The 19,038-nt window shown below is 46.1% G+C and carries 12 protein-coding genes; 5 read left to right on the top strand and 7 right to left on the bottom strand.

All coding sequences use genetic code 11. From position 1 onward, the window contains the following. The 3 genes from H8S65_RS11405 to H8S65_RS11395 form a co-directional block, all read left to right on the top strand. Positions 1 to 264 (top strand): DUF6383 domain-containing protein (locus H8S65_RS11405; RefSeq protein WP_186930099.1); only part of this gene is annotated, 264 nt, incomplete at its 5' end. 1,055 nt (positions 265 to 1,319) lie between these two features. Beyond that, the gene (locus H8S65_RS11400; protein ID WP_186930098.1) at positions 1,320 to 3,509 is read left to right on the top strand and encodes a glutamine synthetase III family protein; all 2,190 of its coding nucleotides are present in this window, start codon (positions 1,320 to 1,322) and stop codon (positions 3,507 to 3,509) included. 97 nt (positions 3,510 to 3,606) lie between these two features. Beyond that, positions 3,607 to 4,767, top strand: coding sequence for a DUF4934 domain-containing protein (locus H8S65_RS11395; RefSeq protein WP_186930097.1), 1,161 nt, complete (start codon positions 3,607 to 3,609; stop codon positions 4,765 to 4,767). Here the strand turns inward: H8S65_RS11395 and H8S65_RS11390 are convergent. After that, the gene (locus H8S65_RS11390) at positions 4,741 to 7,608 is read right to left on the bottom strand and encodes an ATP-binding protein (protein ID WP_255489180.1); all 2,868 of its coding nucleotides are present in this window, start codon (positions 7,606 to 7,608) and stop codon (positions 4,741 to 4,743) included. The two genes, H8S65_RS11395 and H8S65_RS11390, sit on opposite strands and share 27 nt — an antisense overlap. Before the next feature lie 159 nt (positions 7,609 to 7,767). Here H8S65_RS11390 and H8S65_RS11385 point away from each other — a divergent pair, with 159 nt between their 5' ends. Continuing rightward, positions 7,768 to 8,124: an Hpt domain-containing protein gene (locus tag H8S65_RS11385; RefSeq protein WP_186930096.1), complete on the top strand. Its 357-nt coding sequence runs from the start codon at positions 7,768 to 7,770 to the stop codon at positions 8,122 to 8,124. Here H8S65_RS11385 and H8S65_RS21050 read toward each other — a convergent pair. Together H8S65_RS21050 and H8S65_RS11380 are read right to left on the bottom strand one after the other, a co-directional pair. Beyond that, positions 8,118 to 8,240 carry a hypothetical protein gene (locus H8S65_RS21050; RefSeq protein ID WP_255489178.1) on the bottom strand — a complete coding sequence of 41 codons (123 nt, stop codon included), beginning with the start codon at positions 8,238 to 8,240 and terminating at the stop codon, positions 8,118 to 8,120. The two genes, H8S65_RS11385 and H8S65_RS21050, sit on opposite strands and share 7 nt — an antisense overlap. Positions 8,241 to 8,334: 94 nt before the next feature. Then, positions 8,335 to 10,413: a BT4734/BF3469 family protein gene (locus tag H8S65_RS11380; RefSeq protein WP_186930095.1), complete on the bottom strand. Its 2,079-nt coding sequence runs from the start codon at positions 10,411 to 10,413 to the stop codon at positions 8,335 to 8,337. Between the two features lie 254 nt (positions 10,414 to 10,667). On the opposite strand from H8S65_RS11380, the gene H8S65_RS11375 reads away from it, so the two are divergent. After that, positions 10,668 to 11,264 (top strand): HU family DNA-binding protein, encoded by a 597-nt coding sequence (locus H8S65_RS11375; RefSeq protein WP_186930094.1) that lies wholly within the window; start codon positions 10,668 to 10,670, stop codon positions 11,262 to 11,264. 11 nt (positions 11,265 to 11,275) lie between these two features. Here the strand turns inward: H8S65_RS11375 and H8S65_RS11370 are convergent, their stop codons facing one another. The 4 genes from H8S65_RS11370 to H8S65_RS11355 form a co-directional block, all read right to left on the bottom strand. Then, the gene (locus tag H8S65_RS11370; protein ID WP_186930093.1) at positions 11,276 to 11,557 is read right to left on the bottom strand and encodes a DUF4143 domain-containing protein; all 282 of its coding nucleotides are present in this window, start codon (positions 11,555 to 11,557) and stop codon (positions 11,276 to 11,278) included. A 626-nt stretch (positions 11,558 to 12,183) separates the two neighbouring features. Next, positions 12,184 to 13,656, bottom strand: a complete 1,473-nt coding sequence (locus H8S65_RS11365; RefSeq protein ID WP_186930092.1) for a sulfatase — start codon at positions 13,654 to 13,656, stop codon at positions 12,184 to 12,186. Positions 13,657 to 13,733: 77 nt separating this feature from the next. After that, positions 13,734 to 15,512, bottom strand: coding sequence for a RagB/SusD family nutrient uptake outer membrane protein (locus H8S65_RS11360; RefSeq protein ID WP_186930091.1), 1,779 nt, complete (start codon positions 15,510 to 15,512; stop codon positions 13,734 to 13,736). Between the two features lie 11 nt (positions 15,513 to 15,523). After that, positions 15,524 to 18,844, bottom strand: a complete 3,321-nt coding sequence (locus tag H8S65_RS11355; RefSeq protein WP_255489177.1) for a TonB-dependent receptor — start codon at positions 18,842 to 18,844, stop codon at positions 15,524 to 15,526. Between the last annotated feature and the right edge of the window lie 194 nt (positions 18,845 to 19,038).

Below are 19,038 nucleotides of genomic sequence, written 5' to 3'. Positions count from 1 at the left end.
GTAAACGTTCTTGAAGTTTCTGCAGACGATGTAATTGCAACAGACAACGAAACAATCGCAACATCTGAAGTAGCCGTTATCGCAGGCGAAGGCCAGGTAACGATCGCTAACGCTGCCGGTAAGAAAGTTGTTATCAGCAACATCTTAGGCCAGGTAGTAGCCAACACAGTAATCGCTTCTGACAACGCTGTAATCGCTGCTCCCCAGGGTGTAGTCGTAGTAGCTGTCGAAGGCGAAGAAGCTGTCAAAGCAATTGTAAAATAAAAGAAACAGAACAATTTCCCTTGCCGGGGGATTGATCCCCCGGCAAAAGAAAGATATTTTATAATCAAATAATTCTAAAGTGTTTGGCCGTGTGCCCGTTAAACGGCAATTACCCTGCGACAGGCGAACAAGCGGTCAGATTTAATATTAATAATACTAAAGTATATTGAAATTAAAAGTTCAATGTAGCCTGTAACCCTGTGAAGGACGAAAGCATACAGAAAACAAGCCCCGGAGGTGATCGACATCTTCGGGGCTTCGTTGTTTTAAGATTTGAACCGTTAAAAATTGATTTACCTGTTACTTTTGGCTTGATCCAAAAGTAACCAAAAGATCAAGGCTTAACCGTCCGGTCTACTCCGGGCAAAGGCTACGCTTTCTCTTGGGATTGCCGATACCGCCGGTTCTTCTGCGACCCCGTGTCAAGCACGGGGACAAGCCTGTTCCCGCACTTGATGCGGGATCGCAAAGAAACAGACGGTATCGGCAACCCCCCAAAGCCCCATCCGCCTCTCTTTTGCCGTCTGCTTCAGCAGACGGTTTAAAAAGCCTGGAGGCAAAGCCTCTTCCTTTGTGGGTTTTAACCCCTTTCATAGATTACATTTAAAGGGGTTAAAAACCCACAGAGGAACCGGCAAAGCCGGAACACAATCATCTATCCGTCTGCTGAAGCAAACGGCAAAAGAAACCTGCGGCATGAGGCTTGTCTCAATTGAATTGCAAAGGAGCAGGCGGTATCGGCCATCCCCAAAGAGCCGTCAGGCTCTATTTCCGGCCTAAGCTGGTGAGCGTTAAGCGCAGAGACCGCAGTGAGCGACCGGAGCGTCTGCTGTCCCAAGCGAAGCGAGTTTCAGACGCGACAGCGAACGAAGGGAACGGAGTAGCGAAGCAGGTTCGGCCTTGATCTTTTGGTTACTTTTGGATCAAGCCAAAAGTAACAGATACATGTACCAGACCAAATAGTTTCCTGCACGTATATTTTTAACTACCGGATGAAAGCATTCATAGAGAATTGCATGTATCTTTGCAGCCGGTATAACATAAAAACAATCTGTATGTCAATCTCACGCTTTAATGCAGTGGAGAAAGCATCCAACCGAAAGGCCGTGGAAGCCATTACTCCCAATCAGAAAGTATCCGAATATTATGGTGAGAACGTCTTCAACCGGAAGGCAATGCAAAAGTATCTCTCCAAGGAAACCTACAAAGCCCTGACCCATGCCATCGACAACGGAACCCCGATCGACCGCGAAATTGCCAATCATGTGGCTGCCGGCATGCGCATGTGGGCACTGGAAAAAGGAGTCACACACTACACACACTGGTTCCAGCCCCTTACCGACGGGACAGCCGAAAAGCACGACGCATTCGTCGAACATGACGGAAGCGGCGGCATGATCGAAGAATTCAGCGGCAAGCTGCTCGCCCAACAGGAACCGGACGCTTCGAGCTTCCCAAACGGCGGATTGCGCAACACGTTCGAAGCCCGCGGTTATTCAGCCTGGGACCCCTCCTCACCTGCGTTTATCGTAGACGACACCTTATGTATTCCGACCGTATTCATCGCCTATACCGGTGAAGCGCTGGACTACAAAACCCCGCTGATCCGCTCCATCGAAGCCCTGAACAAGGCTGCCAAAGATGTCTGCAATTATTTCAACGAAGATGTGGGCAAAGTCATCACCTATTTAGGTTGGGAACAGGAGTATTTCTTAGTGGACGAAGACCTCTATTCCGCGCGCCCGGACCTGTCGCTGACGGAACGTACCCTCTTAGGGCACGAAAGTGCGAAGAACCAGCAATTGGACGACCACTATTTCGGCGCCATCCCCTCCCGTGTACAGGAGTTTATGAAAGATCTGGAAACAGAATGCTATAAGTTAGGCATCCCGGTCAAGACACGCCATAACGAGGTTGCCCCGAACCAGTTCGAGCTGGCGCCTATTTATGAGGAATGCAACCTGGCCAACGACCATAACCAGCTCTTGATGTCGGTGATGAAACGTGTTTCCCGCCGCCATAACTTCCGCGTGCTGCTCCACGAAAAGCCTTTTATGGGTGTGAACGGTTCCGGCAAGCACTGTAACTGGTCGATGGGAACCGATACAGGCATCAACCTCTTCTCTCCGGGAAAAGACCGGGAAGACAACCTGCGTTTCATCACATTCGTGGTCAACTCGCTGATGGCTGTTTATAAATACAACGCGTTGCTGAAAGCCAGCATTGCTTCGGCTACCAACGCACACCGTCTGGGAGCCAATGAAGCGCCTCCCGCTATCATCTCTTCCTTCTTAGGAACACAAATCACCGAAATCCTGGACAAGTTCGAGAACTGTTCCATCGAAGACGCTATCGAGGTGGACGACAAGAAACGCCTGCACCTGGGCTTCGGACAGATTCCTGAACTGCTGTTAGACAATACGGACCGTAACCGTACCTCTCCTTTTGCTTTCACCGGAAACCGTTTCGAATTCCGTGCATTGGGATCGTCGGCCAACTGCGGCTCAGCCATGTTGGCACTGAACTCCGCCGTTGCCTACCAGCTCCGCCAGTTCAAACAGGATGTCGAGGCATTGCGCGCCGAAGGGAAAAGCAAGGAAGCCGCCATCTTCGAAGTGCTGAAAGCCTACATCAAAGAATCCAAACCGATCCGCTTCGACGGAAACGGCTACGGCGACGAATGGAAGGAAGAAGCTGCCCGCCGCGGACTGGACTGCGAAAACAGCGTTCCGTTGCAATACGATGCTTACCTGAAACCGGAAGTCATTCAAATGTTTGAAGAAACCGGTGTTTTAAGCCAGAAGGAACTGGAAGCCCGCAATGAGGTCAAATGGGAAATGTATATTAAAAAGGTACAGATCGAAGCCCGTGTCCTCGGCGACTTGTCGATGAACCATATCATTCCGGTCGTCCTCCACTACCAGTCCCTGCTGCTCAGCAACATCATGAAGCTGAAAGAGACTTTTGATAAAGAAGAATACGATGATCTCTCAGCAGAGCCACGCCGCCTGGTGCGTAACATTTCCCAACATGTCAACGCCGTAACCCGGATGACAGACGAAATGGTGGAAGCCCGCAAAAAAGCAAACCGCATCACGGATTTGCGTACCAAAGCGATCGCTTACCACGATACCGTCGCTCCCTACCTGGACGAAATCCGCAGCCATATAGACGAGCTGGAACTGATGGTCGACAACCAGATGTGGCCGCTGCCAAAATACAGGGAACTTTTGTTTATCCGTTAATTTAGATTAATCGTTTAATTATAATGCAAGTATGAATAGTTCGTATCTACGGATTATTCATACTTTTGTTTTTATAATCACTTAAATCTACGTGAATATGAATACAAAAGCACTCCTTCCCGCTATCTTTTTCCTTTTGGCAAGCCTTGCAAGTTGTGATTCCTCCGCCCCGAAATCGTTGGTGGCAGACGACGGCAGTGTCAGGATAATCGAAAACCCGGACGGCCCGCTTTACATCTGCGACCTGAAAGCGGCAAGCGATACGGTCGATATCCCACTTAGCGAATTGGTCGAAGACTGCCGGATCGTGCGTTTCGAAACCTCCGACGAGGCCCTGTTCAACGCCTGGTGGATCGAGGTGAGCGACAATTATATTTGTGTACGGCAGGAATCCAACGTAGTGAAGCTATACGACAAGGACGGAAAATTCCTCTGCAACGTAGGCGCAATGGGGAACGGCCCCGGCGAGTATTCGATGACTGTCTACGACGAAATCATCGACGAACAGGGCGGCCACATATTCTTCTCTCCCTTTTACGGGAAAAAAATCATGATGTACGGCCTCGACGGGAAGTGGATAAAAGATATCGACCTGCCCGGACAAATCAACAAGCCGAAAATCGAGATCAATGCCGACGGTACGCTCTCGGTCGTCCACATGCCATTTGAAGAAGGAGCGCCGATCGCTTTCCGGATGGATACGGACGGGAACATACTGTCACAGATACCGGCACGCGACTATATGTTGGCGAGAAATTTCGACGGTGAGATATTCTCCTACCGGAATACCGGGACATTCGACTTCTTCTATACCGGCATCGACACGACTTTCACATACGATACGGAAGTAAACAAGCTGATCCCCCGTTTCACGATTAACTTTCCGGATTTTGCTCAAAAACCTATCCATATTTACACGGAACTGCCTGATCATGTCCTTGTCCACTACTACACTTGGGACAAAGGCCGGTTCACACCCGGAGGGAATATATTGATAGACAAGAAGAAAATGTCGTCTTCCCAATACCGCCTGGTCAACGACTTCTACGGGAATCTTCCGATTCCCAATCCGAACAGCCGCTTCAACAAGGGCAGATTCATTTTCAATGTCGAACCGGCTACACTTCAGGAAATGATCGAAGCCCATCTTTCCTCCGGCAAATGTCCCGGCCAGGACAAAGCCAAGCTGAAAGAGCTGGCGGCAACCCTGCATGAAAACGACAACAACCTGCTATTTGTCGGGAAGTTGAAAAGATAGAGTCAGATATTCGCTCATCTGCTTATACACGGCATGGACATCCAAAGGTTTGGATATATGGGCGTCCATGCCGGCTTCCTTACTTTTCTCCACATCCTCTGCAAACGCATTGGCAGTCATGGCAAAGATCGGAACCGTACGGGCATCAAGACGTTTCAGCGCCCTGATATGCCGGGTAGCTTCGTAGCCATCCATATTCGGCATCTGTATATCCATCAAAATCAGGTCGTAATACCCTTCAGGCGAATCTTCGAACGCTTTCACCGCCTGCACGCCGTTTTCGGCACTTTCCATACACGCACCGGTAGCGCCGATCAGTTCCATCGCAATCTCCCGGTTAAGCTCGTTGTCTTCAACCAGCAAGATATGCTTACCTTTGAAATCATAATCGACCGCACTGTAGCCGTCCACAGGATCGGACAGTTGGCCGAAATCGGAAAAACGGGCCGTCTCGCCCTTTTCCTTGACTTTGCCGAAAGGCAGGTCCACCGTGAAGGTGCTCCCGCTACCCAACACGCTCTCCACCGACACGTTCCCGCCCATCAACTCGATAAAGTTCTTGACAATAGCAAGGCCGAGACCCGTTCCTCCGTATTTGTGGGCGACATCGATATTCTCCTGTTCGAACGACTCGAATATCTTGCCGTAATTCTCTTCGGAGATACCGCAACCCGTATCGATCACTTCGAAACGGATATGCACGTTATCATCATCTTCGGACGTCCGGGACACACGGAGTTTGATCGATCCTCCGGCAGGCGTGAACTTCATGGCGTTCGACAACAGGTTGGAAAGGATTTGGTTCAGGCGCAAAGAGTCTCCGACCAACTGTACCGGCATGTCACCTGCCAGCAGGGTTTCATAGTCCACCCCTTTGTTGCGTGCCTGTTCATGATAGAGGTTTTCAAATATTCCAAGAAAAGCCCTGAAATCGAAAGCCTCCAAGCGCAGTTCCACTTTCCCGCTTTCGATCTTGGACATATCCAGCACATCGTTGATAAGCATGAGAAGATGCCGGGAAGACATGACTACCTTTCCGAGGCAGTCTTCCACCTTAGCGTCATTGTCCAGATTTTGCATGGCGATGGCACTCATCCCCATGATGCCGTTGAGCGGCGTGCGTATCTCATGGCTCATGCGGGACAGGAATTCACTCTTCGCCCGGTTAGCCGCCTCTGCCCGTTCGAGGTTGTTCTGTATCACCGTTGCTTTCATCCGCGCCCGTGCAACCACCAACACTGCCGTTACCAGAATCAGCAGGATGGAGATCACAATAGCGAGAAACAACACGGGATTGGCATAAATAAAGTCAGAAAGAGAAAATTCGCTTACCACGATAGCCCCCAGGTTCCGGTCGCGTATGACAGCCTTTTCGGATTTGGAAAGATTATTGATCGCTTTGTTGAGCACCGTCAACAGATCCGGGTCGACCGGGCTGGACAGGGCAAAGCTGATCGCGCTCTGGTCATTGTCCAGAATGACGGGAGCAAGGTTGGAGAAATGATATCTCTGAAGGTCCTGCTCCATTTGGGAAGACATCGCATACACGAAATCGACTTCTCCGCGGTTGACCGCCAGCAATGCCGATGTTATGTCTGTAAACGTGCGGACCTCCCTTGCCGGAATTTCAGCAGGCAACCGCTGCCCTTCCACCACGGCGCCCACCAACTGTTCACCGGGAAAGTTACAAGCCTTGTTGCGTGCCACGATATTGTTCAAGTTCATGTACGACGCCGAGAGAGCCAGCCCATCCCGAATCGCATCATTTTCGGAACCCGGAAAAAAGCCCAATATATCAGCCTTCCCCTGTTGCACCAAACGGACCGCCTCATTATAACTCTTCACATGCATATACGAGAACTGCAAGCCGGTAAACTTCTTTATCTCGTTCAGCACATCCGCAACAATACCGGAAGAGCTTTCGCCACCCGTCCCCTTTTTATATAAAGGAAGACGCTTCTCCGGAATAGCCACCGTGATCGTTTCCTTTTCCCGGATATACGCCAAGTCCCGGTCACTGAGCTGGATATCGACAAACCGTACAGGGAAATTTGCAGCATAATGTTCGGCCGCGAAATTGGGATTGGCATCCAGAATCCGCTCCAACGCCATGTTCAAACCGTCCAGGACCTCCTGGTTTCCGGGATTCGTCACAATGTAAAAAGGTTGCGAATCGTAGGCCACCACCACCCTGACAGAATCCTTCTCATAAGAAATATTATTCAGCAGCAGATCGATCTCGCCATTCATTAGAAAGTCATGCCCTCCCCTGCCACTCACGATCTCATCAAAAGTTAAATACCGGAAGTTACAATGCAGGCCATTGATCGCTATGAACTCCTTGAGACGGCGAATATTCTCCCTGGCATTTTTATAAACCCCGATCGTTTTCCCGTTCATGCTCTCCAGATCATAGCTGTGGATGCTGCGATCGTCATAGCGCGCCAATAAAACGGAACGGCTGTACCCGGTATTGTAGTCAGGATAAGCATAAAACTGCTCTAAGCCGGGTATATAAAAGTGTCCTCCCAGCAACTCATACTTGCCTTCTTTAAAATCTTTCAGCAGAGTCTTGTTGTCCGTATCGATATATTCGTATTCCCAACCGGTATATTTAGCGATCTCGTTGAGATAATCCACCAACAAGCCATGCCGGCTTCCATCGGCAGCCGTCCAGCTCATACCTGCTACTTGCGGAAAGGCCACCCGGAGCAGACGTCTCCGGCTTTCTTCAGCCCGGCCTGGGGCACTCGATACCAACATCAGGAATGCCACCAAACATAAAACGATGTGCTGTCCGAAATGTTTACGAAGCAAATCCGCTATCATTACCCTATTCATGTATTATTTTTCTAATATCTTCGCAAATATAAGCACTAATTTTCATGTTATCTATAAATGATATTTGCATTTTCCCTTGTCTATCTAAGATTTTCTCGATACCTTGCCCCGTATTTCGAAATTCAGGGCAGCCTTGGTTTCAAGAAACTTTTATCTCTTATGACAGATACATATAAAAAACAGCTACAAAAGGCCGGAGTCAATTTAGACAAAGCCCTGAACCGTTTCATGGGAAATGAAGCGATGTATGACAAATTCCTCTTCTCTTTCACACAGGAGAAAAGTTTCGGAAAATTGGAAGAGAGCCTGAACAATAAAGACATTAAAGAGTCCTTCATACTGGCCCACACGATGAAAGGAATCGTTGCAAACCTGGAAATCCAATCTCTTCTGGACCTGCTATCCCCCATGACGGAGCAATTAAGAAACGAAAACATGGAAGGAATCGCAGAACAATGGGAACTGTTGAAAAGCAGATACAATGAGGTTTGCAACTTGATCAAGGATAATCATTGAGGGAGCACCTCCGCCGAAAACATTTCCGCCGGGAGCACTACCGGAACGACAGCTTCCCGGTAGCCGCATTCCAGCAAACGGTTCTCCGGGAAGAGCCTGCGTTGCGCCCGTGACATTCCGCCCAACAAAAGTTTTTCAAAAATATTCCTTCATTCCTTCATCCGCCACCTTACGCGGCTAAGCATAAGCGATTTGCAGATGAAGGATTTTTCATTTTATCTCCTCTACATGATAGATATTTCCCCGCTGAACATGGCGGCAAACCACATTGTTGCGGCGCAGCAGGCGGCCGAAAGCGTTGATTGTCGAGTTGCCGAATGTAAGACGGCTCCGTTTGCGAATCCGCTGCATGATCTCTGCCGCAGGGAGCCATTCGCCGGACACATCTTCTCCTTCGGGCACGGAACGGAAATATTGCAGGAAAAGCTGCTCTTCGACGGGAACCTGTTCGAACACTTCGTTCTGGCGGGTCACGGCCTTTTCCTCCTCGCGTGTCAGCCAATAGCGTTCGCCGGAGCGAAGGGCGTGGAGAGCCTGGGCGTACAACTGGTCATACTCTACCGGCCGGCGGTGGTCGATCTCCCCCTTTATCTCCACACAAAGGAAACGGCGGCTACCGGTCGGATCGGACAACAAATCCATATTATTGCAAGTCCCGACAAACCCGGCATAACGTCTCAGGGCACGGACACTCGACTTATAAGGACGCCGGGCGTTCACCTCCGGCTTCTGAAGCAGGTGTTTCAGGAAAGACTGGCGGGATGAACTTATCGAATCGAACTCGTCGATATTGATCAGGGCAAAACGGTGCAGCATCAGTTCAGCATCCCGGCGGTTCCCGAAATCGACACTGTCCGTATAGAACTCGCGCAAGGCGGGAGGCAGCAGATTGCGGCACCAGGTCGATTTGCCGCACCCCTGGTCACCGACCAACAGGGGCAACACGCTGTTGGCATGCGTCCGGTTCATCTGTTTCCACTGCGCGACAAGCCCTAAGAACCAAATATAAAAATGATCCGGCCACAACCGCGAAGCCGTCGGCACAGTCCCGGCAAGCCGGCGGATACGATCCTCCCCGTCCCATTCGGGCAGATGGTCCAGGTAATCGTCCAACGGGTTGAACGCCGGTATCTTGTTGGAATAGACATAACGTTTCACATCCCGGTCCCACAACTCCAGCCCTTCCGCCTGCGCCTGCAAGGAGATCGTGTTCAGCACCTCGTCGGTAACCGGGAAAAAGTCGTAATAGTAGGAACGGCGTTCACGATATTCCACCTCTCCTTTCAGCTCGTTACGCCGCAGCTCATAGCGGCGCTTCATGAATTCCTCCATACGGATCACAAGGTTCTGGCAGGCGGGCATCGCCGGTCCCGCCCCGAAATACCGGTCCAGCAAATAGGCGTTATGCACGGCAGCACGCAGTTCCATCTCGTTCCGTTCGAAATGAGCGTTCGCCAGCGACCATTTCACCACATCTTCTTCGGGCACGCCGGCACGCAAACAATTCTCCGCCAGCCGGACCAGCAAGGCATCCGCCGTCTGTTTTCCGGCTTCCCCTCCGGTTTCTTCAATGGCCTTCTTCAAAGCCGCCTGATAAAGCAGGTAGACCGAATGGCTCCGTTCGTTCCCCGCCTCCATGCGTTCGAGAGGCAGCGTCTCCCGTCGCTTCAACTCCCGGAACGTGGCTCCGGCCGGCATCTGCAAAGGCTGTCCGAGCGTCGCCGGGACGGCAGACGGGTTATAATAAAGCTCCGGATCATGGGAGAGACGGCACGCACGGTCGACAGCCGGTTGTTTATAAGTGATGTCCCGTTGCAACTGCATCCGGTAATAGTTATACGCCAACCGGTAGGCATGGGCATGAAACCATTCCGCCAGTTGCCGGTCCTGCGGCAAAGAGCCGTCAGGCAACGTAAAAGGGACGACGATCTTCACGCTTTTCCCGCTCGAACCGATAAAAGCCAGCAAAGTCTGCAAAGATGCGGCCGCAGCGTTTTTCACCTCCGTCGCCTCCTTATAGCCGGACAGATCCCCGACTTCCAACAGCACAAGTCCGTTATATCCGGCCATTTCCATCACTCCTTTCTTCTTCCTGAACCCGGCGCCGAAAACGACACAAGGGAGCTTGGCCGATGCCGGACACGGATAGCCCGGCGAATATTCCTGTAGTTTTTCACGAAACCCGACAACCGGCTTACCGGTCCCAGAGTCTCTCATGTTTTCGATTAATTCATTAAGGGAAAGCATCTTGACGGACTTACATCCGTCTTTAAACTGTGTTACATTCATTCTTAGCTGATTTAAAATTAGCATATCTTGTAAAGATAAGACAAAAAGATAGATACAACAAGCCTTTTTCCCATTATTCTTTGTACCTTTAGTGCCATGTTTGTTCTTGTCCGACAGCAGTGAAACGCTTGTAAGACACACGACAAACAAGCGTCTCACAACTGTCGCACAAGCGTCCGGCAGTTGTGAGGCGGGATAGGACATGGCAGTCAAGCGCTAACAAGTGCAATGTTTAACCTTAATATAATACGGATATGTGTGCAAGATATAGATTAGTCCGGAATCCGGACCCGACAGGAGAACATAAGAAACAGGCTTTACATCCTCGTGTCGTACCTTACGGGACGGTACGCATCAATGACCTGATGTACCAGGTCGAATCACGTAGCGGCCTTTCGGCAGGAGATGTCAAAGGGGTTTTGCAAACGCTTGCCGACGTGATGGCCGACAAATTGGAGGAAGGATATATCGTCGAGTTAGAAGGGATCGGCTTTTTCAGCATCTCGCTTTCCTCGCGCCCGGTCATGGACAAGAGCGAGATCCGAAGCGAATCGATCCACTTCCGCAACGTCAACTTCCGTTGCGGGAAATACCTGAAAAAGAAGCTGAAAACGATGCGTCTCGAACGTATGCCGGAAACCAAATCGACTCTCCCGTCCTTTGAAGAACGGCTCCGCCGCCTGACAAACCACCTGAACTCGCATCATTTCATCACATGCGGCGACTACCGTAAATTGACCGGCTGCTCCAAATACCGCGCCCTGCAAGACCTGAACAAACTGATTGATGAAGGAAAATTGACGAAACACGGGTATCGGAGCACGAGGGTTTATTCATTTCCGTATTTCTGAATTATTGGGGATTACTTGAAACAAGTTGTTACGGCATAGAGTGGTACATTCGTCATCCAATCCTGTTCCCGATAATCCGACATAGAGAAACGCAATCCGTGCATACCAGGGCGTGAAGACACAAAGGTATAAAGCGATTTTGCCCGAAGATTCTCTTCCGCTTTCGCCTCTATCGGTACTATTTCGCTACCGTACTGAATCAAGAAGTCGATCTCCAACTTCGCATCATTGCTATGTTTCCTATCTTCCTTATTTTTCCATTCCCTGAGTCGTTCTATGATATTTCTATACATAACAATCTTTTATTTAATGACATCGCATGCAAATATACATTTTTCCAACCGAACATAGGACGTCAAGCAACATTTTTCATACCGAATTTCAGCCTCATAAATACATAAATCTTACCGAATCAAAACAGATTCCCTTCATCCGTAGGCGAGTAAGGGACAATCGGATAGGCTTACGGATGAAGGAGTGCTGATTTAATTCGGCAATTTCACAGAAAAAGTGCTGATTTAATTCGGCAATTTCACAGAAAAAGTGCTGATTTAATTCGGCAATTTCACAGAAAAAGTGCTGATTTAATTCGGCAATTTCCGTATATTTGCCCATACGAACTATTCAACCGGACAGGACATGGAACAGCTTATAGAACTTTTCAGGAGATTGCTCAGACTCACCGACACGTCTTATGTCAGATACCTACATCGTGAAAGACGACATCGAATACGGACACAAGAATATCATTCCGCTTTGGCATTTCGGGTTTAATTATTAAGGATTTATTCATTTCCTTCAGCCGTAAGCGAGTGAAGGTTAACCGGATGGGCTTAGGGCTGAAGGAATGAAGGATTATTTTTGGGAAAGTTTATTTGCAATGGATAGCTGATTTAATTCGACAGTTTCAATATATTTGCTAATCATTGAATCTAACGCCTTTCTCCCAGAGAGGCAGTAACTTTTTTACAATGTGGGGCTTTTCTTGCGCTATATTTTTGCGCTCGATACGGTCCGGCCCGTATTGATAAAGTTCGGTGATTGTTTCTCCTTTTTTATTGTAACGAGTAAAACGATATTCCGGAGTTCGGAGTGTTATACAATTTCGGTAATAACTGTAAGCGGCATCTGTCCATTTTTTGTCATTAGGATTGTTGAGCAAGGATGCAAAACTATGTCCGTCCAGTCCTTTGGGTAAGGAGATTTTGCAAAGTTCCATAAGAGTCGGATAAATATCTATAGAACTGACAATCCGGTTATTTTTAATCCCGGGTTTGCACTTGGGGGCTTTTATTACGAGTGCACTGCTTAGAGAGGTTTCATGTAGTGTATGTTTCCCCCAAACACGCAGGTCTCCTAAGTGCCATCCATGATCTCCCCATAGAATAATAATCGTATTATCCATTTTTCCGCTGGCTTCAAGGGCATCCAACACTTTTCCCACTTGAGCATCCATATAACTTACGCAAGCGAAATAGGCGTGACGGAGTTTGCGTGCATATTCGTCAGAAACTCTATTTTCGATGGAAGGCATTTCGTCACCTAATTGATAGCTCTTGAATTCCGCGCTTTCATGTAGGCTGATCGGATCACATCCTTCCGGAATGTCGGGCATAGGAGAAATGGGGATAGAGGCTTCATCATACATATCCCAATATTTTTTAGGGGATGTGAAAGGCAAATGAGGTTTGAAGAAACCGACAGCCAGGCAGAACGGCTCATTTTTAGCTGTTAGCTCGTTTAGCTTTTTGACCGCCAGATTTGCCGTTAGTCCATCTGGATAACCCTCATCGCCAACGTCTGCACATTCGTATGGTTTCACTTGTTTCTTACGATTTTGCCGATTACTTCCATCTGCATATCCGAAAAAGGCGTTCCAACCGTTCCCCCATTTCCCTGCATCGAAAAGCATTTCATCCCAACTATAAGGCAGTTCCGGCTTATCGGTTTTCGGAGCATCATAGCCATACAGGCAACCGTCGACATAATGGCTTATCTTTCCAATGCCGACAGTATAATAGCCATTCCTGCGTAAATGATGGAACATTGTTTCCGGGATTTCCCCTTCCGGTTTATCAGACAGTCTTGTTCGGCATGCTTCGTTGGAGAGATCCGATTTGTCCTTAGGAAAATGTCCTGTCAACATGCTGGCTCGTGACGCTCCACTTGTCGGGACTTGTACATAATGCTGGAAAAATAAACTGCCTTGTGATGCCAGTCGGTCAACGTTTGGGGTTTTCACAACAGAGCCATAGGCCCCTAATTCACGGCGAAGGTCGTCTACACATATAAAAAGTATATTGGGCTTCGTCTCATTTGCCTTTTTTTGTGCGTAGCCTTGAAAGGGCAATGCCAGCAAACAAACCGATAGCAAAGGATAATTATTTTTCATGATGTCTAAATTAAATGTGAATACAAAGGATTTATAAATATAACCTACCGGTTGATAATAACCGGTAGGTTTAGGAATTATTGTTGATCGTCTATGACTGTTAATGGAGGAATATTTTTTTCGTACCCGATATAACCTTTATTCTGGTTAATGGTTCCTCCCTGGTTACTATCGATGGCGTTTGCCGGGATAGGCCAAAGGACGTGGAATGGGCTTATCTTGAATACGTTTGTTCCCCATAAAATATCACCTGCCTTATAAAATTCATTTTTGGCTATAGTCCGATCATACCAGAAATTCTTTTCGGAGAAATTTTCTAAGGAATAGCCGTTTAACCCTTTTTCAGCCATAATAAAGGCAATTCTGGTTAATTCCGTTTTTCTGAATTCTTCTGCGAAAAGTTCTCTGGCTCTTTCATCTAAAATATAATCTATTGAAACTTGCGAAGCTACAATTGGATCGGCTTTCGCACGTACTCTTACCGAGTTTATATCGGCAGCGGCTTTATCTGTTTGGTTTAACCAATAGTAGGCTTCTGCTCTTAAAAGATAAGTTTCAGCCAGTCTGAATAAATACCAGTCCGAATGTCCTCCGTATGGCTGATCGGGTCTTTCTTCATCTTCGACATACACCTTATAATAAGGGAAAGGATACCAGCAATGGATGGTATCTTTGGGATTTGTGTATTGTATCTGTACGGGTTGTCCGAAATATTTGGAAGATGGATTGTTGTAAATGAATTTATCGACGGAGAACCAGTTTACTTGATTGTCATGTCTCAAGTCCTTATTACAGTTATTCCATATTTCATAATTGTAATAACTGCAAGGCCGGACATAGCCGACTCCTCTTCCTATTTTTATGACAAACTCATTTCCTTGTGTATCGATAGTTCCTCTTTTTCCATCGGGATCTTTCATGTAGGACGAATTCCACCAGGAGGGAACATAACGACGCATGGCCTGGGTGCCTCCACTTATTTCTGCTTCCGGAAATCCGTAGCGTTCCTGTACGACAAGGATGCCTTCTTTATTTGAAGATGAGCTTTTATTGTCTTTTTGATGGAGATCCCAGATCGTATTAAACTGAGGATCGGAAGCATCTACCCCGAAGCGGTCAGTCATTAAAAAGTGAATTCCGTCGTTAATGACCGCAGAAGAGGCGTCGACAGCTTCTGTGAATTTTCCATTTGACAGATATATTTTTGTAAGTAAATGGTTGCCGGCTGCCTTAGAGACTGCTCCGGGAACAACTGTTTGGGGTAGCCACTGGACGGCCCATGCTAAATCTTCCTCTATTTTTGCAAGTATCGTTTTTCTCGAATGTGTATAAAAGTCGATTTTAGGAGCCGTATGTTCTATATTCAAAAAGGGGACATCTCCATATAAATGGACTAATCTATAATACCAATAGGCTCTGTGAAAATACGCTTCGGCAATAATTGCATTTTTGATTTCTTCTGTGTCGAATTTGCCATTGCCGATACGCGACAGAATTACATTCGCATTTCGTATCTGGTTATATCCTCTTGTCCAGATCTCATGGAAGTCATAGGTCGTACCGGTTCCTGTCGGTAATACTTGAGTATCGAAATTATGTATAGCATTGGCTGCTTTATTGGCACTGATTGCGATATCTGAGGCGATTAGCTCAGAAGCCAGACCTCCTCCCTCTCCATAAAAATCGGGGCGTAAGTTTTTACGGAGATTAACCAGTATTCCGTTAAATCCAGCCTTATCCGTGTAAATAGATTCCGGCGTGAAGATAGAAAGGGGCTTTATCTCCAAGAAATCGTCTCCGCATGAAACGGTTGTAAACAGAGACGCACAAATGATATATTTTATCCAGTTTTTCATAACTTGTTTATTTATAATGTGACATCGATTCCAAATGTAAAGATTCGCGGCATAGGAGTATTTCCAGATTCAGGATCCCAACCGGACCATTTTGTGAAAGTTAGCAGGTTACGTCCACTTAAATATACTTTACAATGCCCTACTTTCAGGTTTTTGAGAATATTTTCCGGGATATTGTATGCTATGGATAAGTCTTGCAAACGTACAAAACTGCTCTTTTCATAAATGTTATACCCAGGTGTGTTTACCGTATTTAACCGTGTATATTTGTTTGTCGGGGTTTCCGGAGTCCAGTAAGGCAATGCATAACTATTGGCTCTGTCCTCGACATTAGATGTGTTGCTCAATAAATTGTTCGCTCTCCAATGTCCTAAATCTGCACGGATGAAACAAGAAATCTGGAAATTTTTGAAAAGAGTAAAGTCATTTCGAAGCCCTAAACGAAAGCGTGGCTTCGTATAACCTTGAAATACTTTATCTTCTTGGGTAGATACTCCATCCCCATTAGGATCGTATAATTTGACATCGCCAGGAGCTTTTCCGAATGATTTAGCCAATTCTTCTTCTCCAAGTTGGTAAATACCAAGGAATTTGTAATCCCATATCCGATCTATTGATTGTCCGATAAACCATCCATTGTCGATATCATCACCTTCTCTTTGGCCGATTATATTGCCATTTTCGTCTAAAATATCGATCATTTCTCCATAGAGATGTTTGATCTTGTTTCTATTAAATGAGAACGTCAATGTCGAGTTCCAACTGAAATCCTTATTTTGGATATTGTAACTATTAAGAGTCATTTCAAATCCGTTGTTTTGCAATTCTCCCATATTAGACATTACATTGTCGTATCCAATAATTGTCGGCAGGCTACGTTTTAACAACAAGTCATTTGTAATCATGCTATAATAATCAACCGAACCATTTAACCGGCTGTCTAAGACGGAAAAGTCCAGACCTAAATTAAAAGCTTTAGTCTTTTCCCACTTTAGATATTGGTTCGCCAGTGAACTGCTGTATATGCCTGAGATCAATGTGCTTCCAGTCAGGTATTTGTTTGTTTCAAGTTTTGCCAATGCATCATAAATCCCTATATCCCGGTTACCGTTTATTCCATAAGAGGCTCTGACCTTGAGATTATTTATCCATTTGATATTGAAGAACGATTCGTCTGATAAATTCCAGGCTAAAGCTCCGGATGGAAAAGTAGCGTAAGGATTTTCCATACCAAAAGCCGAATATCCGTCTCTACGAATAGATAGAGTTAGGAAATAGCGGTTCATGAGCGTGTAATTCAGACGGCCCATTATTGCGGTACCGGTCGAATAAGTATCTTCGTTTTTAATAGTAGGTGATCCTCCCGCCCCTAATTGATGGAAGCCTAATGCTTCACTGGGGGTGAAATTTACATTTTCACCGGTATCTTTCCATGTTTGTTTCTTTTCTGCATTGTATAAGAACGTTGCATAAAAATCATGAACTCCAAAAGTTTTTTTCCATGAAACGATGTTGTCTATTTGCCATTCGTAAAGCGAATAATTGATACGCTGTCCGAAGCCTCCTGTCTTATTGCCACTTGGGATGCTTGACGGATCATAGTAATAATTTTTTTGCCAATCATAGCGGTTGATATAAGAGACTTTGTAACTAAAACCGAATGGCAGTTTCAGATCGGCATACATGGTGGCAAACAGATTTTGGGTGACATTGAATTTATCCCGTTTTTTGTATAAAAGAAATGGGTTTTGTTCAATTCCTGAATCGTCATGAGGATACCATTTTAGTTCTCCGTTTTCATCATAAGGTTGTCCCAAAGGACTCTGACGGCTTATATTCGATAATTTGATGGCTTCATTACTTTCATCTTTGTTGCTAAATTGAGCATTGATTCCCACAGTCAGGAATTCGGCAACTTTGGTATCTGCATTAATTCGGGAACGGATTGTTTTATACTCATCTCCCTTTATATAACCTTGATTGTCCGTATAGCCTAATGACCAGTAATATTTAGTTTTGCCAATGCCTCCGGATATGTTTACATTGTAGTTTTGCCTTAATCCGGGACGTGTAGCTTCTCCATACCAATCATAGGCATTTCCATTCAGATAGTTTTGTTGTTCGATATCACGCAAATTCAGACGTGTCATCCAAGTCAAAATTGGATCTGACTGGAATGACGCATCGTACTTTTGCCAAGTATCGACATCAATGCCTTTCGGTAACTGATTGGGACTATTGTAATATCCTTCCGGCTTGTCTGGATTTATTCTGCGTTGGAAATCTTGTCTGCGTTGGATGAATCCAGACAAATCATTCGGTTTGATTTCATTGGTGAAGTCTGTTAAACCCAGTTGGGCGGAGAAATTTATACTCATTTTGTCTCCTTTGCCTTGTTTGGTATTGATAATTACAACACCGGCAGCAGACCGCGAACCGTAAACGGCAGCAGAGCTGGCATCTTTCAATACGTCTATAGTCTCAATATCCGATGGATTGATATCATTGATAGAACCATTGAAGATAACTCCATCCAAGACAATCAAGGGTGAATTGTTAGCTGAGAGTGAAGCGGGACCTCGTATTTCCATTTCACTTGCTCCGGAAGCAGAAGTTCCGATGTTGGAGTTAAAACCAGCAACGGTTCCATTCAACATATCTAAAACGTTCGTACTTTGCTGAGTGGCATATTTGTCGGCTTTTACTTGAGCAATAGCTCCGGTAAGGTCTTTCTTCTTGACTGCCCCGTAACCGATTACGACAACTTCCTCCAAAGTTTGTTGATCTTCTTGCAAAACCACTTTTAACGTAGTTTTTTGGTCAATTGCGATTTCTTGTGAAATATAACCAATATAAGAAATAACGATAATATCTTTATTTGATATATTATCCAGGCTGAAATTTCCGTCTATATCTGTAATTGTTCCGTTAGTTGTTTCTTTAACAGACACATTTGCACCAATCACCGGCTCACCGTTCTGATCTTTGACAACACCGGTCACTTTTTTTTTCGTTTGTTGCGAAATTGCTTTTTCCGTAGAAAGTATAATCTTCTTATCCACCACCGAATAACGCACATTAGTACCAGCAAAAATATTATCCAGCACTTTAAATATATCACTCTTATTTGCATCAATCGACACCTTTCTATTCAGATCGACATGCCTTGTGTTAAAAAAGAAAGAGAACTCCGATTGGTTTTCAATCTCATATAGAACGGTCTGGACTGTCTGGTTCTGCATTTTCAGGTTAACGGTTGTTTTTTGCGCATAACTGTTCGTGGCTTGTACCAAACTGATCGAACAGAATAGTAAGAAGATGTATAGCTTCATAACTCTTGGAATTTTGTTTAAGGTAAACCAAAGCGACTCTGGTACCCAAAACAGTTGGGTATTAAAATGTTTTTGCATAACTTTGTTGTGATGTATTTAATAAAAAATGATTTATTACTGCTTGTCGCCAAACAAGCGTTTTAAAGTCAATTCATTTCATCCGGGAGAATACGCCAATATTTTTCCGGATGTTT

Origin of the sequence: Parabacteroides hominis, from assembly GCF_014287585.1 — a bacterium.
GTDB lineage: Bacteria > Bacteroidota > Bacteroidia > Bacteroidales > Tannerellaceae > Parabacteroides > Parabacteroides hominis.
Note: the sequence above shows the minus strand (reverse complement) of the source record. Positions and strands in the feature narration are given on the sequence as shown.